Annotated in this window: 17 protein-coding genes; 2 read left to right on the top strand and 15 right to left on the bottom strand. The window is 71.9% G+C overall.

Annotated features, from left to right (window positions below; all coding sequences use genetic code 11):
* A partial coding sequence (locus tag ABT336_RS14845) for a hypothetical protein (protein ID WP_350897126.1) occupies positions 1–585 on the top strand: 585 nt, incomplete at its 5' end.
* 37 nt (positions 586–622) lie between these two features.
* On the opposite strand, the gene ABT336_RS14840 is transcribed toward ABT336_RS14845, so the two are convergent.
* From ABT336_RS14840 to ABT336_RS14780, 13 genes are all read right to left on the bottom strand, one after another.
* Entirely contained in the window at positions 623–865 is a 243-nt protein-coding gene (locus ABT336_RS14840; RefSeq protein WP_350897125.1) for a hypothetical protein, read from the bottom strand.
* A gap of 278 nt (positions 866–1,143) precedes the next feature.
* Positions 1,144–1,725: a sigma-70 family RNA polymerase sigma factor gene (locus ABT336_RS14835; protein ID WP_350897124.1), complete on the bottom strand. Its 582-nt coding sequence runs from the start codon at positions 1,723–1,725 to the stop codon at positions 1,144–1,146.
* A gap of 134 nt (positions 1,726–1,859) precedes the next feature.
* Positions 1,860–2,243 carry a monovalent cation/H(+) antiporter subunit G gene (gene mnhG / locus ABT336_RS14830; RefSeq protein WP_350897123.1) on the bottom strand — a complete coding sequence of 128 codons (384 nt, stop codon included), beginning with the start codon at positions 2,241–2,243 and terminating at the stop codon, positions 1,860–1,862.
* Positions 2,240–2,506 carry a monovalent cation/H+ antiporter complex subunit F gene (locus ABT336_RS14825; protein ID WP_350897122.1) on the bottom strand — a complete coding sequence of 89 codons (267 nt, stop codon included), beginning with the start codon at positions 2,504–2,506 and terminating at the stop codon, positions 2,240–2,242. The genes mnhG and ABT336_RS14825 overlap by 4 nt, the downstream gene beginning before the upstream one ends.
* A complete protein-coding gene (locus ABT336_RS14820) occupies positions 2,503–3,135 on the bottom strand; it encodes a Na+/H+ antiporter subunit E (protein WP_350897121.1) in 633 nt (210 codons plus the stop codon). Before ABT336_RS14820 ends, ABT336_RS14825 begins: the two co-directional genes overlap by 4 nt.
* Positions 3,132–4,709, bottom strand: coding sequence for a Na+/H+ antiporter subunit D (locus tag ABT336_RS14815; protein WP_350897120.1), 1,578 nt, complete (start codon positions 4,707–4,709; stop codon positions 3,132–3,134). Before ABT336_RS14815 ends, ABT336_RS14820 begins: the two co-directional genes overlap by 4 nt.
* Positions 4,706–5,197: a Na(+)/H(+) antiporter subunit C gene (locus ABT336_RS14810; RefSeq protein ID WP_350897119.1), complete on the bottom strand. Its 492-nt coding sequence runs from the start codon at positions 5,195–5,197 to the stop codon at positions 4,706–4,708. The genes ABT336_RS14815 and ABT336_RS14810 overlap by 4 nt, the downstream gene beginning before the upstream one ends.
* Positions 5,194–8,031 (bottom strand): Na+/H+ antiporter subunit A, encoded by a 2,838-nt coding sequence (locus ABT336_RS14805; RefSeq protein WP_350897118.1) that lies wholly within the window; start codon positions 8,029–8,031, stop codon positions 5,194–5,196. The genes ABT336_RS14810 and ABT336_RS14805 overlap by 4 nt, the downstream gene beginning before the upstream one ends.
* 244 nt (positions 8,032–8,275) lie before the next feature.
* Entirely contained in the window at positions 8,276–8,854 is a 579-nt protein-coding gene (locus tag ABT336_RS14800) for a vitamin K epoxide reductase family protein (RefSeq protein ID WP_350897117.1), read from the bottom strand.
* Positions 8,851–9,507: a DsbA family protein gene (locus tag ABT336_RS14795; protein ID WP_350897116.1), complete on the bottom strand. Its 657-nt coding sequence runs from the start codon at positions 9,505–9,507 to the stop codon at positions 8,851–8,853. Before ABT336_RS14795 ends, ABT336_RS14800 begins: the two co-directional genes overlap by 4 nt.
* Before the next feature lie 128 nt (positions 9,508–9,635).
* Positions 9,636–12,113, bottom strand: coding sequence for an ATP-dependent helicase HrpB (gene hrpB / locus ABT336_RS14790; protein ID WP_350897115.1), 2,478 nt, complete (start codon positions 12,111–12,113; stop codon positions 9,636–9,638).
* Positions 12,114–12,140: 27 nt separating this feature from the next.
* Positions 12,141–13,130 carry a DUF5954 family protein gene (locus ABT336_RS14785; protein ID WP_350897114.1) on the bottom strand — a complete coding sequence of 330 codons (990 nt, stop codon included), beginning with the start codon at positions 13,128–13,130 and terminating at the stop codon, positions 12,141–12,143.
* A 57-nt stretch (positions 13,131–13,187) separates the two neighbouring features.
* Positions 13,188–13,979 (bottom strand): hypothetical protein, encoded by a 792-nt coding sequence (locus tag ABT336_RS14780; RefSeq protein WP_350897113.1) that lies wholly within the window; start codon positions 13,977–13,979, stop codon positions 13,188–13,190.
* Between the two features lie 1,129 nt (positions 13,980–15,108).
* On the opposite strand from ABT336_RS14780, the gene ABT336_RS14775 reads away from it, so the two are divergent.
* Positions 15,109–16,542 (top strand): hypothetical protein, encoded by a 1,434-nt coding sequence (locus ABT336_RS14775; protein ID WP_350897112.1) that lies wholly within the window; start codon positions 15,109–15,111, stop codon positions 16,540–16,542.
* Positions 16,543–16,598: 56 nt separating this feature from the next.
* On the opposite strand, the gene ABT336_RS14770 is transcribed toward ABT336_RS14775, so the two are convergent.
* The gene (locus ABT336_RS14770; RefSeq protein WP_350897111.1) at positions 16,599–17,576 is read right to left on the bottom strand and encodes an aldo/keto reductase; all 978 of its coding nucleotides are present in this window, start codon (positions 17,574–17,576) and stop codon (positions 16,599–16,601) included.
* 150 nt (positions 17,577–17,726) lie between these two features.
* A complete protein-coding gene (locus ABT336_RS14765; RefSeq protein ID WP_350897110.1) occupies positions 17,727–20,672 on the bottom strand; it encodes a condensation domain-containing protein in 2,946 nt (981 codons plus the stop codon).
* Between the last annotated feature and the right edge of the window lie 98 nt (positions 20,673–20,770).

Here is a 20,770-nt window from a genome sequence, read left to right as displayed (position 1 = left end):
CCACCGGCGACCGGTCGCCGGTGGCGCCCGACCCTGCCCCGGCCACGCCGACTGCCGTCGCCGGCCGCCCTGAACTGGCGGCCCCGGATGGTGGCGGGCCTGCGGGCCGCCCTCGGGTTGCTCGGCGCGGTGCAGCTGGTCCTCGGGCTGGTCCAGGTCGCCCGGGGCGGCACCGACCACGTCCACCTGACCGGGCAGCACCTGTGGCACGAGGCGGCGGCCTGGAACGTCGCCGTCGGCGCGGGTTTCGTCTTCGTCGCCCTCCGCCGTACTCCCCCGGCCGGACTGCTGCCGATGCTCAGCGCCTTCGTGGCGACCCTGCTGCTGCTGTCGGTGAACGACCTGGTCACCTCACAGGTGGCGATGCCCCGCCTGGCCAGCCACGCCTTCCTGGTGGGGGGCTACCTGATCACCGTCCTGCTGTCCCGACCAGGGCTGCACGCCGACGGCCCGCCTCCGCACCGCCGGTCGACGCGGTCCCGGTGGCGACTCCAGCTCGACGAGACCGCGCCGCCGCCACCGGCGACGCTGCGCCTGCTGCCGCCGTACTCCGCGCAGGCCTCCACCGACCGCCACGCCGCCTGACCGGCTCGGAGTCCGTCCGGGGGTGCCACGGAAACACCTATCGCCTCGGCGGTGGGGGTTGCTGAGTCCAGGTCTGGTGTTGGTACGGCGGCGGGGCGGCGGGGCGGGCGTTCAGCCCCCACCGCAGGTCGGGCACGTCGCGGATCGAGGGGATGGTGAACCCCTGCGGCGCTTCCGTCGGAGCCACGGCGGCAGAAGGGCTCACGGAACTCGCCGCTGTGGTTGTGAGGACTGTGAGGTCGGTGAACCGGGCGGCCTGGGCCTCCTCGAAAGCCGCCATGTCCGGTCCACCATAGGGCGATCCATCCGACTTGACCAGAAAGATCGTGGTGGGAGAGGCGTTTCGCTGCCAGTGAGGAGATGTCCTGTCCGCCGAACTCCGCAGTTGACCACCAGAAACCAGCCGACCGTCGAAGGCCGCCGCGACCGCCCTGGAGAACTCCCGGTACTCATCCGCATTTCCGAACGAATGTCCGGCGGTCTTCAATCGACGCAACGTGTTGTGGAAGTTCGCGGCAGGTGATGGTTCACCTCGACGGCAGCGAGCCGTGGGACTCGTCAGCCGACGTCGCGGCGGCGTACCGGCTGGGACAGGGGGGTGGTCAGCGCGGTGGCCAGGTCCTCGCGGGCCCGGGCGACCCGGGACCTGATGGTGCCGACCGGGCAACCGCAGACCCGGGCCGCCTCGGCGTACGACAGGCCGACGACCTGGGTGGCCACGAACGCCTCCCGCCGCTCCGGGGCCAACCCGTCGATCAACTGCCGGAGGATGATCTCGCCGTCCGGCTCGGACTGGGCCGGGGCGGCGCCACCGTCGGCGAACCGCTGCCAGTCGGGGACCCCGGTGGTCCGGGGACGGGCCACCGCCGCCCGCACCTGGTCCACCGCCACCCGACGGGCGATGGTGAACAGCCACGTCCGGGCCGACGACCGCCCGGCGAACCCGGGCAGGCTGCGCCAGGCCCGCAGGTAGGTCTCCTGGATCAGGTCGTCGACCTCGCGTACCCCGGCCAGGTGCACCAGGAACCGCCGGACGTCGTGCTGGGTGGCGCGGATCAGGCTGGCCGCCGCCGACCTGTCACCCCGTCCGGCGGCGAGCGCGTAACCGGTGATCTCGTCAGTCGACTCCGGACCGGTCACTGTGCCACCCCTTCCACCCCGTCGTTGCCAGCGACCATTGGTCGTTCGTGGCGGCTGCGAAGTTCCCGGGATCGACCATCTGTGGGTTTCCCGGATCGAGGCAGCAGGGGTGATCCGGCACTGCCGGGGACCGCTCAGGACGGGGTGGTCGCCCCGTCCCGGCGGTCCTGGGTGATCCGGTCGAGGTGCGCGGCCAGCTCGTCGGTGATCAGCAGGTCGCTACGGATCTGCTGACCCGGGTACGCGGCCCGGCCGACCATGTGCGCCGCCACCGGAGCGGTGGCCAACTGGAACAGGCCCACCAGGACCAGGGTGGTGATGTCCACCCCGTCCCGCAGTCGCAGCCCCGCCCCGACCAGCACCAGCAGCAGACCGAGCACCTGCGGCTTCGCCGAGGCGTGCATCCGGGTCAGCAGGTCGGGGAAGCGGACCAGGGCCACCCCGGCGGCGAGGCAGAGCAGCGCCCCGGCGATGAGGCAGACCGCGGCGATGATGTCCAGGACGGCGTCCACGCTCATTGGCTGTCATTCTTCCGTACGGCGAACCGGGCCACGCTCACCGAGCCGATGAACCCGAGGATGGCGAGGACGACGAGCACCGGCAGGGCGGTGCTGTCCTTGCTGTACGCGGCCTCGGCGGCGATCCCGGCGACCATGACGGCCAGCAGGACGTCGGTGGCCACGGCACGGTCCAGGATCGACGGCCCCCGCAGCATCCGGAACATGGTGAGCCCACCGGCCACGGCGAGCAGGACGGTGACGATCACGGCGACGACTGTCATCTCGGGGCTCCTTCCACGTCGACCGGTTCCGGGATGGCAGGCGGCGGCTCCGCCAGCCGGCGGATCTCCTCGTCGGAGCCGATGGCGGCGACGATCCGCGCCTCCAACTCCAGGACGCTGTCGCGGAACCGTTCCACCTCGTCACGGGTCCGAACGTTGATGACGTGCACGTAGAGGATCCCGTTGCCCCGGTCCACCTCGAGGATGAGACTGCCGGGAACCAGCGACAGCGCCTCGGCGGTGAGGGTGAGGTTGAGGTCCGAGTTGATCCGCAGCGGCACCGCGATGATCGCGCTGTGCGGGATGTGCCCGAACCGGAACGCCAGCCAGGCGATCTCCACACTGGCCACCAGGAGGTCCCTGGCGAAGCGGAGCCAGAACCGCACGAACGCCACCGGTCGCACCCGCCCGGCGAAGGTCACCGGGGGCAGCGGGAAGACCGACAGCACCACCAGCGCGACCACCAGCCCACCGAGGACGTTGGCCCAGCTCAGGGTGCCCCAGAGCAGCACCCAGACGATGATCAGGCCGATCACCGCCACGATCTTGTTGCGCCGCCGCGCCTGCCGGCTCAGCGGCGGATTCGGCTGCTCGATCTGGTCCTTCGTCACGGTCGGCTCGGCGCTCACGGCGTACCACCCGGGTAGACGGCTTCCACGTACGGTGCCCGCCGCATCAGGTCGTCGGCGGCGTCGGTGCTGATGTCGAACAGGGGCCCGGCCACCACTGTCAGCGCCAGACCGAACACCACGAGCGCGATGGTCGGCGCGACCATCAGCCGGGGCATCATCGCCCCCGAGAAGCCCTTGTCGGGCACCTCGTAGGGCTCCATGGCACCGGCGGCCCGGGTGGTGTGCACGGTGTCCTGCGGACCGGGCATGTCGGCGTGCGGCGCCCGCCAGAAGGCGAGGTTCCACACCCGGGCGGTGGCGTACAGGGTCAGCAGGCTGGTCACCAACCCGGCGGCGACGAGCGTCCAGGCCAGCGGCCCGCCGTCGTCGACACCGGCCTGCACCAGGCCGAGCTTGCCGAGGAACCCGGAGAACGGTGGGATCCCGGCCAGGTTCAACGCGGGTATGAAGAACAGGATGCCCAGCAACGGTGACAGTCTGGCCAGACCACCGAGGCGATCCAGCGCGGTACTGCCCCCACGACGTTCCACCAGACCTGCGGCGAGGAAGAGCGTGGTCTGGATGGTGATGTGGTGCACCACGTAGAAGATCGCCGCGGAGAGCCCGAGCTGGGTGGTGAGCCCCACCCCGAACAGCATGTACCCGATGTGGCTGATCAGGGTGAACGACAACAACCGTTTGATGTCGGACTGGGCGACGGCACCGAGGATACCGACGATCATCGTCAGTCCGGCCACCACCAGCAGCAGGGTCGCCGTCCGGCCCCCCGGGAAGAGCAGGGTCTCGGTCCGGATGATGGCGTAGACGCCGACCTTGGTGAGCAGGCCCGCGAAGACCGCCGTCACCGGTGCCGGGGCGGTCGGATAACTGTCGGGCAGCCAGGCCGACAGCGGGAACACCGCCGCCTTGATGCCGAACGCCAGCAGCAGCATGCCCTGTAGGAGCAGGCGCAGGTTGTCCGGGAGCGCGTCGAGCCGGTCCACGAGCTGGGCCAGGTTGAGCGTACCGGTCGAGGCGTACACCAGACCGATGGCGACCAGGAAGATCAGCGAGGACAGGAGGCTGACCACCACGTACGTCGTACCGGCCCGGATCCGGGTCTCCGTGCTGCCCAGCGTGAGCAGGACGTAGCTGGCGACCAGCAGGATCTCGAACCCGACGTAGAGGTTGAACAGGTCACCGGAGAGGAACGCGTTGCAGACACCGGCGGTCAGCACCAGGTACGTCGGGTGGTAGACCGACATCGGCGTCTCCTCGTCGCCGTCGGCCATACCCTGCCCGATGGAGTAGACGAGGACGCAGAGGGTCACGGTGGCCGACACCACGAGCATCAACGCGGCGAGTTGGTCGGCGACCAGCACGATGCCCAACGGTGCGGCCCACCCGCCGACCGCCAACACCAGCGGCCCGTCGACGGTGGTGCGCAGCAGCAGGGTGGCGGCCACCGCCACGGTGGCGGTGAGGACGGTCAGGCTGACCAACCGCTGGGCGCGAGGCCGCCCGGCGAGCATCAGGGCCAGGCCGGCACCGAGCAGCGGCATGACCACCGGCAGAGGAACGAGCCAGTTCATCGGGGCCTCCCCGTCTCGCCGGCCACCGTCTTACGGTCGGCGTCGGACGCCGTGGTCGTACCCGTCGTCGGCCCGTCGTCGGATTCGTCGCCGTCACCCTCGCCGAAGTCGGAGGTGCCGGGGCCCTCGTCGCGGTCGGCCAACTCCATGATCCGGCGGTCCTCCACGTCGTCCTGCACCTCGTCGTGTCCGACCAGGTGCCAGCTGCGATACGCCAACGCCAACAGGAAGGCTGTCATCCCGAGGGTGATGACGATGGCGGTGAGCACCATCGCCTGCGGCAGCGGGTCGCTCATCTCCTCCTCCGGGGTGGTGCCCACGATGGGCGCACCACCGGCCCGGCCCCCCGTGAGCAGCAACAGGTTGGCGCCGTTGCCGAGCAGGATGACGCCCATCAGCACCCGGGTCAGGCTGCGTTCCAACAGCAGGGTCACACCGGCGGCGAAGAGCACGCCGACCACGACCACGTAGGTGAGGTTCGGGGTCACACCAGCTCCTTCGTCGTCCGTACCTCGTCCTGCTCCTCGGCCTCGGTCTGCCGGTCCATCTCGGCACCGAGGCTGCGCAGGATGTCCAGTACCAGGCCGACCACGATGAGGTAGACGCCGACGTCGAAGAAGACCGACGTGACGAAGTGGACCTTGCCCAGCACCGGAACGTAGAAGTCCAACAGTGCGGTCTGGAGGAAGTCGCCGCCCATCAGGACCGCTGCCACCCCGGTCCCGACCGCCACGAACAGACCCGCGCCCAGCACCGCACCGGCGTCCACCGGGGCGGCGTGGTTCAGTTCCGTCCGTCCACCGGCGAGGTACCGCACGGCCAGGGCGAGGCCGGCGACCAGACCGGCGGCGAACCCGCCACCCGGGGCGTTGTGCCCGGAGAAGAGCAGGTAGACCGAGAAGAGCACGATCGCGTGGAACAGCAGTCGGGTGACCACCTGGAGGATCACCGACTGTCGGCGGGCCTCCACCCCGGTACCCGAGCGCAGCCACCGGGGTTTGTCGGTGGCACCGCCGTCCTGACGTGGGATGGAACTGCGCTGGTCGAGGTCGCGGGTTCGGCGGAAGATCAGGCTCGCCACACCCGTGGCCGCCACCACCAGCACCGCGATCTCACCCATGGTGTCCCAGGCCCGGATGTCGACGAGGGTCACGTTCACCACGTTCTTGCCGCCGCCGAACGACAGCGCCTGCTCGGGAAAGAGCAGCGAGATCGGATCGGCCAACCGGCCGCCCGCGGCGACGTACGCCATCCCGGCGGTCACCGCACCGACGGCCACCCCGATCGCGATGCGACCGCGTCGGCTGGACCGGATCGGCCGTTCGGAGAACTTCGCCGGCAACCGGCGCAGCACCAGCACGAACATGACGATCGTGACGGTCTCCACCAGGAACTGGGTCAACGCGAGGTCGGGCGCACCGTGCAGGATGAACAGCATCGCGATGCCGTAGCCGGCGACCCCGACCAGGATCATGGCGGTCAGTCGACGCATGGCGCGGGCGGCGGCGATCGCCGCGACGACGACCACCGCTCCGGCCACCGCCTGCAACGGGGTGTCCCAGAGCTGGAACCGCTGCGGCCACGGAGCGCCCGCCAGCAGCACCCCACCGGGCAGCACCACCATCACGACCAGGATGACGCCGAGGTAGAACGGCAGGGAACCACGCTGGGTGGCACCGGTCAGCTCCACCGCCAGCCGGTCCAGCCCGGCGTTGACCTTGTGGTAGGCGGTGCCGCCGTCGAACGGCAGCCGCAGCGCCGGGTGCAGCTTGCGGCGTTGCAGGAGGAGGAACAGCCCCGCACCGGCGCCGACGGCGACCACCGACAGGCCCAGGGCCAGGGTGAACCCGTGCCAGAGGGCGAGGTGGTAGCCGGGGTCGGTGCCGGTGGCGTACTGGTCGGCGTGGGGCGCGAGGACCGTGTCGATGGCGGGGGCCGCCGCTCCGACGGCCAGGCCGGCGACCGCGAGCAGGGCCGCCGGGGCGAGGAACGCCCACCCCGGGTCGGCCGCCTCGGTCGGGGCGACGTCGGGCTTGGTGGCGAAGGCACCCCAGAGGAACCGCAGCGTGTACGCCACTGTCAGCGCCGAGCCGAGCACCAGCCCGGCCAGGACCACCCGGTCGGTGCCGCTGCCGTGCAGGAAGCCCTCGAACGCGGCCTCCTTGGCGACGAACCCGGCCATCGGCGGCAGGCCCGCCATCGAGGCGGCGGCCAGCCCGGCCACCCCGGCCAGGACCGGAAGGCGACGACCCAGACCGCTCAGCTCCCGGACGTCCCGGGTGCCGGTCTTGTGGTCGACGATCCCGACGACGAGGAAGAGCGTGGCCTTGAACAGGGCGTGGGCCAGGACCATCGCCACACCGGCGAGCGCGAGGTCGCGGGTGCCGGCGCCGAGGACGACCATCAGCAGACCGAGTTGGCTGACGGTTCCGTACGCCAGCAGGAGCTTGATGTCGACCTGCCGCAGCGCCGCCCAGGCACCGAGGAACATGGTGATCAGGCCACCGGCGAGCAGTGTCGTCCGCCATGCGAAGACCTCGCCGACGGCGGGCCCCAGGAGGGCGACGAGGAAGACACCGGCCTTGACCATCGCGGCGGCGTGCAGGTACGCGCTGACCGGGGTGGGCGCTGCCATCGCGCCCGGCAGCCAGAAGCTGAACGGGAAGATCGCCGACTTGCTGAGCGCGCCGAGCAGGATCAGGATCAGGGCGACCGACAGGTAACCCCCGCCGGGCAGGTTCTGGGAGACCTCCGACCAGCGGTAGCTCCCCGCGTGCTGACCGAGCATGATGAAGCCGGCGAGCATTGCCAGGCCACCGAGGGTGGTGACCAGCAGCGCCTGCATGGCGGCCTGCCGGCTGGACCGTTTGGCCGGGTCGTAGCCGATCAGCAGGTAGGAGAAGACAGTGGTCAGCTCCCAGAACACGTACAACAGGACGAGGTCGTCGGAGACCACCAGCCCGAGCATCGCCCCGGCGAACGCCACGAACACTGCGGCGAAACGACCCAGTCCGGGGTCGCCTGCGGTGAAGTAGCGGGCGCTGTAGGCGAGGACGAGCGCGCCGACACCACCGACGAGTACCACCATCAGCCAGGCGAGGGTGCCCATCCGCAGGGCGATCTCCAACCCGACCTGCGGCACCCAGGGCACGACCTGCACCAGTGGGTCGCCGTTTCGGACCTGACCGGTGTGGGCGAGTGCCCACACCAACGTGGCCGCCGGCGGTAACGCCACCAGGTACAGAGCTCGGGGTCCCCACCTGCGCACCAGAGCCGGGGCGACCACAGCTGCGAGCGCATGGACCGCCACCAGGACCAGCACACAACCTCCCCAGAGATCAACAATCGGTCCCACTACCCTACCGGGGTACACCCCCAACCGCACAGGTGGTGACCCACCTCATCGACGTCGGGCCGGTAAACACCATGTTCCAGCCAGCGAAAACCTCGAAATCCGGCAGGGGTGATCGGGCATTCGGCCCTTACCGACCCACCGCGACGACGCCCGCCCGTGGGTGACCCCGGCACCGCGACGACACTCACCCGGGAGGTACGCCCGACGACGCTCACGCGAGGGTGCGCCAGTAGTCCCAGAACCGGTGCAGCACCGCGGCGAGCACCGTCGCGTACCAGACGACGAGAACGAGGCTGTGGTACGTCCCGACGGTCCTGGTCACCCGGCCGTCGGGCCGGAACCGGCGCAGGGTGCCCAGGGTGGCGTAGAGGAAGACGGGGATGGTGACCACCCACACCACCATGCAGTACGGGCAGAGCGCCCCGATGACGTAGAGGCTCTGGTAGATCAGCCAGTGCACGAGGACCACGCCGAACGTCACACCGGCCTGGAGGCCCAGCCAGAACCAGCCGGGCAGCCGGACCCCGGTGAGCAGCACCACGCCGACGGTGCCCGCCACGGCGAACCCGGCGATGCCGAGCAACGGGTTGGGTATCCCGAACACCTCGGCCTGCCAGGTGCTCATCACCGAGCCGCAGGACAGCACCGGGTTGAGACTGCACCGGGGCAGGTAGTCGGGATCGGCGACCAGGTTGATCTTCTCGACGGTGAGGGCGGTGGCGGCGACCAGCCCGACCGCCCCGCCGAGGGCGAGCACCCAGGCGGTGACCCGGTCGAGGAAGCGGCTCATCCGGCCAGGGCGGCGTCGATCGCGGCGACCAGGTCCGCCTCGGTCCGCAGGTCGGTCAGGGGTCGGCCGTCGACGAAGAAGGTCGGCGTGCCGGTCACCCCGGCGGCCTCGCCGTCGGCCCGGTCGGCGGCGACCCGGGCTACGGTGGCCGGGTCGGTCAGGTCCTGCCGGAAGCGCTCCACGTCCAGCCCGAGGGTCCTGGCGTACCCGACGAAGACCTCGGTCTGCGGGTCCTGCCGGTGTCCCCAGGTCGGCTGCCCCTCGAACAGCAGGGCGTACATCTCGGCGAACCGCCCCTGGTCGGCGGCGGCCTGCGCGGCCTGGGCAGCGAGGTCGGAGTTGGGGTGACCGGGCATCGGGAAGTACCGCACCACGACTGTGACCTTCCCCCGGTAGGTGTCGAGGATCCGCTGCACCGCCGGGTACGCCGCCAGACAGCCCTCGCACTCGAAGTCGAGGAACTCCACGAGGGTGACCCCGTCGTCGGCGGTGGCGAGCCGGTGGCTGTCCGCCCGGACCAGCACCGACGGGTCGACCGCCCCCTCGGCGGCCGGGGCGGAGGGACGGTTGGCCCGGTCGACCACCAGGAGTCCGGCCACCCCGAGCACCACCGCCGCGATCAGCGCCAGCGTCATCCGCGTGTTCCTCGTCATCGCCCCCGCCCTCGTCGACCGGGGTCGATACCCCGAGTCGGTCCGACGTCGGAGGCTACCCGGGTCGACCCGGGGTTTGCCTGGCAGGAACCTGGACGACGGCTGGACGTCCACGACGGGTGGGGGTGTCACCTGCGTCGCGGTGCGGCCCGCCGGGTCGCCACTGCGGTGGTGGGGTCCTCCGGCCAGGGGTGGCGGGGGTAGCGTCCGCGCAGTTCGGCACGGACCCGGGGATAGCCGGTACGCCAGAAGGAGGGCAGGTCCCGGGTGACAGCCGCCGGGCGGCCCGCCGGGGAGAGCAGGTGCAGCAGCACCGGGACCCGGCCCCCGGCCAGCAGGGGCGCGGCGGTCCAGCCGAACACCTCCTGCACCTTGACGGCGAGGACCGGGGCGGCGGGGTCGGTGTAGTCGAGGCGGATCCGGGAGCCGCTGGGCACCTCGATCCGCTCCGGGGCGTACTCGTCGAGCCGGGCCGCCTGCGGCCAGGGCAGCAGCCGCCGCAGCGCCCCCACCACGTCGATCCGGGCCAGGTCGGCGCGGCGGCGGGCCCGGGTCAGCTCCGGGGCCAGCCAGTCGCCGAGGGTGGCGCGGAGGGCGGCGTCGGTGACGTCGGGCCACGGCGCACCGAGGGCGGCGTGGCAGAAGGCGAGCCGGTGGCGGAGTTCCACCGCCTCCCGGGACCAGGTCAGCAGGGTCAGCCCGGCCTCGGCGAACCCGTCGAGCAGGGCCGCCCGGACCAGGGCCGGGTCGGGGTCGGTCAGCGGCCGTTCGACGAGGGTGATCGCGCCGAGGCGGTGGGACGTCCGGGCCTGCACCTGCCCGTCGGCCCAGGTCACCTCGGTCGCCTCGGTGAGCAGGGTGGCGGCGGCCTGCCGGGCGGTCGCCTCGTCCAACGGGGCGGCGAGTCGGATCCGCGCGGTGGGCGCACCGGGTGCCCGGTCCGCGGCGGCGACCGCCACCCACTCGCTCGCGGTGAGCCGGGTACCCGGCGTCAGGTCGGCGGCGGTCCCCCCGGCCATCAGGTAGGACGTGCCACCGGGTCGGCGGAGCCGGGCCACCCGCTCCGGGTAGGCCAGGCCGACCACGAGGGCGGCGGCCAGGTCGTCGGTGAGCGCGGTGGCCGGGACCTTCGGCAGGGTTCGGGCGAGTCGTCGTACCTCCTGACGCCAGGCGGGGGACCGTTCGGCCCGGCGGCGGCGGACGGCGGCGGGCAGGTCGTCCCCGGCCCCTCCGGGGCCGTCCTCGGTGAGCAGGGCGACCACCTCGGCGGCCCGGTCGGTGCCGACTGCCGGGGCGCCGTCGATCAACGCCCGGGCCAGCCGGGGATGGGTGCCGGCCTCGGCGATGGCCCGCCCGCGCGCGGTGACCCGGCCGTCGCCGTCGAGCGCGCCGAGGGCGGACAGGGTGGCGCGGGCGACCTGCAATGCTCCCGACGGCGGGGGGTCGGGCAGGGCCAACCCGGTGCCGTCGGGATGTCCCCACAGCGCCAGGTCCAGGGCGAACCCGGTGAGGTCGGCGACGGCGATCTCCGGTTCGGGGTGGGCGGGCAGCCGCTCGTGCTGCGCCGCCGACCAGCACCGGTAGACCCGGCCGGGCGCCTCCCGACCCGCCCGACCGGCCCGCTGGGTGGCCGAGGCCCGGGACACCGCAACGGTGACCAGGGTGCCCAACCCTCGGCCGTGGTCGGTGCGGGGGACCCGGGTCAGACCCGCGTCCACCACAGCGCGGACCCCGGGGACGGTCAGGCTGCTCTCGGCGATCGAGGTGGCCAGGACCACCCGACGGCGGGGGCCGGGCCGCAGCGCCGCGTCCTGGGTGGCCGCCTCCTGTCGCCCGTGGAGGGTGACGACGTCGACGTCCACGCCGGCCAGCCGGGTGGCGACGGTGTCGAGTTCCCGGGCACCGGGCAGGAACACCAGCACGTCGCCCGGCCCGTCGGCGAGGGCCCGCCGGACGGTCGCCGCCACGTGGTCCAGCAGCCGGGGGTCGACCCGGAGGCCGTGCGGCGGGGCTACCGGCCCGGTCGGTGGGCACCAGTGCACCGAGACCGGGTACGTGACGGCGTGCGCCTGCACGACCGGGGCGGTCAACACCTGGGCCAGCCGGTCGGCCTCGGCGGTCGCGGAGGTGGCCAGCAGCCGCAGGTCCGGCCGGAGGGCGGCGCGTACCTCGGTGGTGAAGGCGAGCGCCAGGTCGGAGTCGAGGTGCCGTTCGTGGCACTCGTCGAGCACCACCGCGTCCACCCCGGCGAGTTCCGGGTCCCGGTGCAACCGCCGGAGCAGGACACCCGTCGTGACCACCTCCACCCGGGTCGCCGGTCCGACCCGACGGTCCCCGCGCACCGTGTAGCCGACCCGTTCCCCGACCGGCTCGCCGAGCAGCGAGGCCATCCGGCGGGCCGCCGCCCGGGCCGCGACCCGGCGGGGTTCGGCGACCACCACCCGGCCGGTGCCCGCATCGGCCAGGGCCAGGGGCACCAGCGTGGTCTTCCCGGTCCCGGGCGGGGCCACCAGCACCACGGCACCGGCGTCGTCCAGGGCAGCGGTCAGGTCGGGCAGGACCTGCCGGACGGGCAGGTCGGCGATCGAGTCGGCGGCGGGCAGCACCCCGACAGTGTGGCGTAGTGCCGACGGTCAGGGCTCGTCGGAGAGCAGGCCCTCGGATCGGAGGCGGGCGGCGTGCACCTCCGGTGGGTCATCGGGGTCGTGGTCGGAGGGGCGGGGGCCCTCCGGGCCGTTCGGGCCGAACCGGAGCAGGACCTCGATCCGGGTCACCCGGAACCGACGCCCCAGGACTGTGACCTCGTCGGCCCGGGTGGCGTCGAGGTCGTCGGCGGCCCGCGCGTACGCCCGGGTCTGCCCGGCGGTGAGTTCGTCGAGGCGGGGTGCCAGGTAACGGAGGTTGACGGCCAGCAGGTCCCGGGCCGCCTGCGGGGTGTCCACCGCGAGGCTGTCCGGCTGCCAGCGTCCGCCGACGCACTCCGCGACGGCGTACCGGGTGGGGAGGATGACCGCCCCGGGATGGGTCCGGGTGGCCTGGACGCTGTCGTCGTACATGTCGGGGCGGACCCCGCCCCGGGGATAGTGGGCGGTCAGCACCTCGGCCTTGAGCAGGGCGTGGGCCAGACCTGTCGGTTCCTCGGGGGCGACCACCAGGGGGGTGGCGCGCAGCGGGGTGGTCGTGCCGGGCGGCAGCGGGTCCGGGTCGGTGGGGCGCGGCGGTTCGGGGCCGTCGGGGCCGAACCGGGCGAAGGTGTCGGTACGGATGATCCGGTACCGGCGGTCGGCGACGGTGACCTCGTCGATCTTCTCCCAGTCCAGGAGGGCGTCGACGGCGTCCAACTCCGCCCCGAGGGCCCGGTCGGTGACCTTCATCCGCCAGGTCCGGAGGCGTTCGGCGAGCCCGTCCCGCGCACCCTGGGGGGTGTACTCGTCGAGGTCGGTCACCTGCCACCGTCCGTCGGGCAACTCCTCGGCGTGCCCGAAGATCGGCCCGCCGAGCCGAACCGTCGGGTACGCGGCCGCCCGCCGCGCGGCGTCGTCCTCGGTCACCGCACTCACCGGGTCGTCCCGGCGGGCCACCCGGATCACCGACACCGCCGGCATCACCTCATCGTCACGCACGTCCCACAGTGTGTAGACGCTCGGCCGGAAAAGCCACGCCGCCGCGCCGCCACGTCCTCAGGAGAACCGTTCCACGGTGACCGGGATCAGCCCCTGGGCGCGCATCGCGGCGGTCAGGGACCGCAGCAGGGGGCGTACCGTGTCGTCGCCGTGCGCGGCGAGGTCGACGGTGACGTCAAGGCACCAGGCCGCGCCGCCGGCGACCCGGCGCACCTGCCAGGTGTACGCGTCCGCCCCGACCCGCAGGTGGGCGGTGCCCACCACCCGGGCGTGGGGGTCGGCGGCGTCCTCGGCGATCGTCATCCGCCACCTGGTCTGCAACTGGGCCAAACCGTCCCAGCTCAACGCGTTGGCGAAGAGGATCCGATAGACCCGGGTGTCCCGGTACCCGTCGGTGACCTCGTCGCCGAGCCGCAGCGGGGCGGCGGCCGGTATCGCGACGCCAGCACCGAAGTGACCGCGCAGAGCATTCTCGTCCGGCAGGTCGTCGCCGCCCAACCGTCGGTGGACCGCCTCGGCGGTGGACCGGTCCACCGGGGCCACCCGCTCCCGGACCCGCCGGTCGGCGCGGATCGCCCGACTGAACGCGGCCGAGTCCCACCACCGCCGCTCCCCCGCCGTCCACCCGGCACCGTCGAGCCGGACGGCGGCGTGGTCGTCGCCGAACACGAACTCCTCGACCAGGAGCCCGACCGGTCGACCGGCACCGGGGCCGCCCGGCGGGTGGACCAGGTAGTAGTCGAGCGCCGGTCGCTCGACCACCGTCGCCCCCGCACCGGGCCGCTGCCCGACCCCGTACCCGCCCGGCCGGTCCACCGCGCCGTCGGGTCCCACCTGCCACGTCGTCACAACGGATATTTTGGACCATTGGTACGCCGATCGACCCCCGACACGACCGGACCACGGGACTGACAGTCTGGTGACCCGCCAAGCGCGCCTGAAACCACAGCACGGCAGGAGGTCGCCACCCTCGCAGGTGGCGGCCTCCTGTGTTCCTTCTCTCGGGTCGCACCAGGTGTCGAACCGGTCGCGCCCGTCCGACGTCAGGGCCACCGTCGCAGCACCTCACCGCGAAGGGAACCTCGTGACCTACCCCTGGAACGACAATCCCGGTCAGCAGGCACCGGGATGGACCAGCGAGCAGACCGACCAGCCGCCGAACGTGCCTCCCGGCAAACTGCACCGAACTGGAGAACAGTGGGTGGCGGAGCACGAGAGATACCGCAAGGCCCTCGTCGAGGCAGGGCTCGAACCGTCGCGAAGGTGGGCCGAGAGACACGGCCTGCGACACAGCCACATGCGACTGACGAGAATCAAAAGAGGAGAAGTCCAGACGACCGCAGAAGAAGAAAAATTCTTGCTTAGGTTCCCTGAGTTGAGCGACAAAATCTCCAACCCCCTGAGCCACAACAGCCGCGAGAGCTTCGCAGAAAATTGGGCGACCGCCCACCGGGCGTATCGCGAGGCCCTTCGAGGAGAACCTCCATCCTCTCCGATGTGGGCCAGAAGGCACGGCCACCAGAGAAGCCACGATCGACTGACGAACATTCGTAAGGGAACAGTCCAGATTCGCCAAGCAGAGGCCGCCTTCTTCGACGACGCACCGGAATTCCGAGACGCCTTCCTCTGTCCCGAATCCAAAGGCCGTGTGCAGTACGACAAGCTCGTCAGGGAACGGGCGTCAGAGGGCAGTGTCGCCGACGTCGCGGCAACGTCGCTAGCGGGATACAGCCCCGTCCCCGGAGAGACCTCGGCGCGACCGCTCGCGTCCGGCGGCAGCCCACCGCCGGGGCAGGTGTCAAACGTGTCGTCGCCCCGGCGCTGACGCCCCCGCCACGACACCAATCGCGCCCGGCCCCTGAGACCGGGAGGTCGCCACCCTCGCAGGTGGCGGCCTCCCGTGTTTCCACCCACTGTTGAACCGCTGCCGGTTGCCGGACGTCAGGACGGCCGTGGCACCCCACCGTGGAGGGACATCGTGACCGACCCCCGGAGCATCCCCGGCCAGCCCGTACCGCAACGAGTGACCGCCCCAGAGCCGGACCTCGGTGACCTCGATCTCCCATGGGAGCTCCTCACTCAGGACGATATCGCGGAGTTGGGCCGGTTCCTCGACATCGACCAGGTGGGCGAGGGCGCGACGAACAGGGGCAACCACAGGACCGGCAAGGAGTGGGTGGAGGCACACCGTCGATATCGCGACGCCCTCGACGGAGAAGAAGGAAGACCATCCCGATCCTGGGCTCGGGAAGAGGGCCACCAACCCAGCCACGACCGGCTGGCGAACATCAGGAAGGGGCAGGTCAGAGCCAGCCCCGAGGAGGAGGAGGTGTTCTTCCGGGACTCCCCCGGGTTCCGGGCGAGGTTCCTCGCCACGAAGGACCCCCGCAGCCTGGGAGGCGACTGGGTGGTCGAGCACGAGAGATACCGGGTCGCCCTTCAGGGGCAGGCACCCTCCCACCGTTGGGCCATCGAGAACGGCCACAAAAGGAGTCAGACTCGACTGGTCAACCTGAGGTACGGACACATCGAGATCCTCCCGGAAGAACTCGAATTCCTCCGAAAAGCACCGGAGTTCCGCGAAGCATTTCTTCCGGTGGGTTCCCGAGGCCGCGAACGGTACGACGACCTGATCAGGAGGCAGACGCAGGAGCGCGGCCTGGGCACCTCAGGGGTAGCCGCCACCGCCGCCGTGACGGTACCGGGGGCTCGCAGGGTCCACCGGACCGGACGACAGTGGGCGGCGTTGCACCAGGCGTATTCCGACTCGCTCGGCCACGACGTTCCGAACCATGACCCGGCCGTGGTCGACGATCACCACGCGAGTCGTCAGCGACTGCTCGACCTCGGGAACGGACGGACGCCCCACCCCGAGGAGACCGAACTCCTCCAACGGTCACCGAAGCTCCTCGACCACTACTTCCCGGCGGGCACCCCGAAACGCGCCCGCTACGAACGGTCCCTGGAGAAGCCGCCCGAGGCCCGGACCAGGCTCTCATACGGAAGGAGCGGACCGGACTGGGAGACCGAGATCCGCGCCTACCTGGACGCGCTCGGTGCCAGGACCCCAGACGAGGAATGGGCCAGGGCGAACGGTCACGAAAGCAGCCACTGGCGACTGGAACGCCTGGGAAGGGAGGGACAACAGGCCCTTCATCCCGAGGAGTTCGATCTCCTCAGGCAGCACCCGCGCATCCTCGACCACTTCTTCCCGGCGGGAACCACCCGCCGGGACAGGTTCGACACCCTGGTGCGGCAGATGACAATCCCGCTGCAACGGCCGGACGTCGCCGACGTCGCCGCGATGCCGGTGCCCGGTCTTCACCAGGTGTCCGGCGGCCCCTCGGCACGACCGCCGGCCGACGGTCCGACCACGGGGCGAAGGGTGCCGTGCGTGCTGCCACAGCGCTGACCACCACACCACGAAGCCGTCCACGGGGCCGGGTCGGCCCCGGAAGACGGCCACGGTCAGGGGGTGGGAACCTCCTCGGGGAGCAGGCCGCAGCGTTTCAGGTCGGCCCAGAGGCCGCCGGGGATCGGCCATTCGAACATCGTCACGTTGTCGGCGATCTGCCCCGGATCACGGGCCCCGACGACCACGCTGGCCACCGCCGGATGCCCGAACGGGAACTGGATGGCGGCGGCCCGCAGCGGCACCTTGTGCCGGTCGCAGACCTCCCGGATGGCGTTGGCCCGGGCCAGCAGGGTCCGGTCGGCCGGGAGGTAGTCGTAGTACGCCCCGGGACGCGGGTCGGCCAGCAGACCCGAGTTGTAGACCCCGGCGGCGAGCACCGAGATCCCCCGCGCCCGGCACAGGGGCAGCAGGTCGGCCAGGCCGGACTGGTCCAACAGGGTGTACCGCCCGGCCAGCATGAAACAGTCGAAGTCGGCGGCGCCGGCCAACTCCACGAGCATGGCGGCATGGTTCATCCCGGCGCTCACCGCCCCGATCTCGCCAGTCGCCCGCAGCTCCGCCAGTGCCGGGTACGCCCCGTCGAGCGCCTCGGTGACGTGGGCGTCGGGGTCGTGGATGTGGGCGATGTCGATGCGGTCCAGACCGAGCCGGTCCAGACTCTCGGCGTACGACCGGCGGACCCCGGCGTAGCTGAAGTCGAAGGTCGGGGTGTGGCCGGTCGGCTCGGCCCAGATGTCCTCGGTGCCCGACCCGCCGGGCACCAGGAGCCGGCCGACCTTGGTGGAGAGGGTGAACTCCCTGCGTGGCTTGCCGGCGAGCACCGAACCGGCCCGCCGCTCGGACAATCCGCACCCGTAGAGCGGGGCGGTGTCGAAGTAGCGCAGCCCGAGGTCCCACGCCGTCTCGACCGTCACCCGGGCCGCCGAGTCCCCCACCGGCTGGTAGAGGCCGCCGATCGGGGCCAGCCCGAAACCGAGCCGGGTCACCTCCACCCCGGTCCGCCCCAACCGGGCCTTCTCCGTCGCCTGCACCAGGCCGCCTCCCACCCCGTCGTGGCCCTGATCGTCGACTTGACGGGAAGAACCGGCCCGCCACCGGTACCACGGAACGCCTGTCGGATGGTGCTGCACAACTCCTGTCAGGTTGTGCCCGACTGTGTCTAGTGGGTCCAGTAGGGACAGTCAAGGACGAACCGCCGTCGGGAACGGGATCTTTCGATCCGTGTCCGGGTCGTCCGGCGGGCACCAGGGCCACGGCACGTCACCCACCGCCGCCTCGACCAGGAGCCACTCCACTGCACGTACCAGCCGTTGCGCCCGGTGTGCTGAGAGGTGACGGGTGTCGGCGGTGACGACCAGCTCCACCGCCCCGGGAGCGTCGACCACCTGGAGGCGGCACCGCCACGCGAACCGTTCGAGCGGCTCCGACCAGGTGAAGACGCTGCCCGAACGGGCAGCCCGAAGCGCCGTCGGGTCCGGCCCCGGGCGCTCGGCGTCGCCCGCCCCGGCGCCACCGGTCTCCGGTACGCCGGTGGGGATACGGATGTCGTTGAAGTAGCAGAACGGAGCGAGCGCGGTGCCGTAGTCGTACCCGAGGTCGGTGAAGGCCTGCGCCAACTCCCTCGGGTCGTAGTAGGCGTGCCGGTACGCCTCCAACGACGCCGCCCGGGTCCGGGCGAGCACCTCGGCGAAGTCGGGTCGGTCGGCGAGGTCGATCAGACAGATCCCGAGTTGGTTCAGCTTGCTGACCGCCGGGGCGTACTCCGGGAGGAACCGGTTGTTGGACATGGCGAACAACCCGCAGACCTCCCGGCGGGTCGCCGCAGTGACCACGGCGGCCGTCGCGGCGAGCAGGACGGTGGCGGTGGTCACCCCGTGTCGGGCGGCGACCGCCCGGACGGCCGGGTCGATCACGGTGCTGACCAGCGAGCCCCGCCGGTACCGGGGTTCCTCGCCCGGCTCGACCGTCTCGAACATCCCCTCGGGCAGTCGTCGGAACTGCCGCATCCAGTGGGCCACGGCCCGCCGGGACCGCCGCTGCGCGGTGCCGCTCTCCCGCAGCGCCACGTCCAGCGACTGGAGGACGGGGGTGGCCGCCGGGGCACCCCGCAGCAGGGTGATCCGCAGGTCCCGCAGGACCAGTTCGGCGGCGTGGAAGTCGACGGTGGAGTGACTGAACACCACCACCACCTGCCGGACCAGCCCGTCGACCACCACCAGGGCGGCCCGCAGCGGCCATCCGGCGGCGTGGTCGAACGGCGGGTCGCCGAGGTCGGCCGCCAGGGTCCGGGCCGCCACCCGGCCGTCCGGGTCCGTTCCCGGGTCCGCCGTCCGCACCGTCACCGGCAGGTCGCCCCGGGCCGATGCCACCTGCCACAGGTCCCCGTCGCCGACCCGGACCCGGGTCCGCAGCGACTCGTGCCGACCGACGAGCGTTCCGAGCGCCGCGACCGCCCGGTCCACGTCGATCCCGGCCCGGGGGGACAGCAGCAGGGTCCGGCGGAGGTTCAGGACGCTGCGTTCGGTCGACTCGAACTCCACCACCGCCCGCCACATGGCCCGCTGTCCCCAGGTGAGTGGACCGGTGCGGTCCACCCCGCCGGCGAACGGGGCGTACCGGACCTGGTCGGCTTCGGGTGTCTGTCGGGTCGACGCGGGACCGACGTGGTCCGGGGCCGGTCGGGACAGCGCCGGACCGACCGGGTCCGGGGTCGGTGGGTCCGGCGCCGGACCGACCGGGTCCGGGGTCGGTCGCCACGGCCAGGGGACGTCGGTGAAGGCGGCCCGGACCATCAGCTCCTCCAGGTCGCGCAGGAACCCGTGCACCGCGTCCCGGGCCACGAAACGGCTGTCGGCGGAGAGGGTGACGCCGAGGGCACCAGGTTCGTCGACGACGTGCGCCAGCAGGTGCCAGGACGCCACGTCCAGCCCGGCGGTCCACCCGTACGTGCTGTGGGCCGTCTCGGCACGCAGCTGCGCCTCGGAGACGGTGGGCAGTGGTCCACCCTCCCCGCCGGGGAGTCGGACGTCGTTGAAATAGTGATATGGCAGAAAAACGGTGCCGTACTCGTACCCCAGATCGGTGAAGCCGCGACGGAGATCAGCGGTGTCGTAATACGAGTTCCGGTAGGCGCTCAGCGACGCCTTCCACACGCGGGACGCCAGCTCCCCGAAGCTCGGACGACCGGTCAGGTCGACCACTCCGAAACCGATCTGCCCGATATTGGCGACCGTCTGTGAGAAATCTGGACGAAATCGGTTGTGCGCCATGGGAAAGAAGCCGCACGGGCCGGGATCGCGTCCGCGTACGGTCAGGGCCGTCATGGCGGTCAGCAGCGCCGTGGAGGTGGTCACCCGGTGGCGGGCGGCGACCAGCCGGACGGCCCGCTCCAGCGCCGACGAGACCAGCACACCCCGGGGCAGCCGGGGTTCCAGCCCCGGCCCGACCGTCGGCAGGTCGAGGGGGTGCACCCGGGGAAACTCCCGCAGCCAGTACGCCACCGCCCGCGCGGAGCGCAGCCGGTCCGGCCCCCGCTGACGCAGCCCGACCTGCACCGACTGTGCTCCGGCCGGCACCGCGATGGCGCCACGCACCAGGAGCAGCCGCAGGTCGCGCAGGACGACGTCGACGGCGTGGGCATCCACTGTGGAGTGGCTGAACACCAGCACGATCTGGCGTACCCGGTCGTCGACCAGGACCACGGCGGCCCGGACCGGCCACTCCTCGGCGTGGTCGAACGCGACGTCGCCGAACAGGTCGGCGGTGGCCGTGGCCTGCGCCGACCCGTTCCCCTCCCCTGCCACCACCAGCAGTGGCAGGGCCCCGACCGCCGCCGCCTCCTGGACCAGGCCGTCACGGTAGGGCCGGACCCGGGTACGCAGTGAGGCGTGCCGGGCGACGAGCGCGCCGACCGCCCGGGTGGCGGCGGCCAGGTCGGCGTCGACCCGATCCGAGACGGGGAGGGTACGGCGCAGGTTCATGAACCGGTGGTTCGACCCGGACAGGGCGTTGGCCCGCCACATCACCTGCTGCCCCCAGGTGAGCGGGGCGGTCAGTGGGCCCTCCCCCCGGAACTCGGCGTGCACCACCGGTCGTGCGGCCCACTCGTCGGGCACTACGGCATCCATGAATCGCATTCCTGACCGTAACGACGATCGACAACGGCGTAGGTCAATCGTTCGGTTTCTCCGGGGTGCACCGTTCAGGCCATTCCGTTGCATCGTTT

It is taken from the genome of Micromonospora sp. NPDC000207, from assembly GCF_040300925.1.
In the GTDB taxonomy this organism is placed as follows: Bacteria; Actinomycetota; Actinomycetes; order Mycobacteriales; family Micromonosporaceae; genus Micromonospora.
Note: the sequence above shows the minus strand (reverse complement) of the source record. Positions and strands in the feature narration are given on the sequence as shown.

Bases quoted from the DNA above. Each gene is read 5' to 3' on its own strand.
- ABT336_RS14840 (WP_350897125.1), bottom strand. From the start codon at position 865: ATGGCGGCTTTCGAGGAGGCCCAGGCCGCCCGGTTCACCGACCTCACA.
- mnhG (WP_350897123.1), bottom strand. From the start codon at position 2,243: ATGAGCGTGGACGCCGTCCTGGACATCATCGCCGCGGTCTGCCTCATC.
- ABT336_RS14825 (WP_350897122.1), bottom strand. From the start codon at position 2,506: ATGACAGTCGTCGCCGTGATCGTCACCGTCCTGCTCGCCGTGGCCGGT.
- ABT336_RS14815 (WP_350897120.1), bottom strand. From the start codon at position 4,709: ATGAACTGGCTCGTTCCTCTGCCGGTGGTCATGCCGCTGCTCGGTGCC.
- ABT336_RS14800 (WP_350897117.1), bottom strand. From the start codon at position 8,854: ATGAGCCGCTTCCTCGACCGGGTCACCGCCTGGGTGCTCGCCCTCGGC.
- ABT336_RS14795 (WP_350897116.1), bottom strand. From the start codon at position 9,507: ATGACGAGGAACACGCGGATGACGCTGGCGCTGATCGCGGCGGTGGTG.
- ABT336_RS14765 (WP_350897110.1), bottom strand. From the start codon at position 20,672: ATGGATGCCGTAGTGCCCGACGAGTGGGCCGCACGACCGGTGGTGCAC.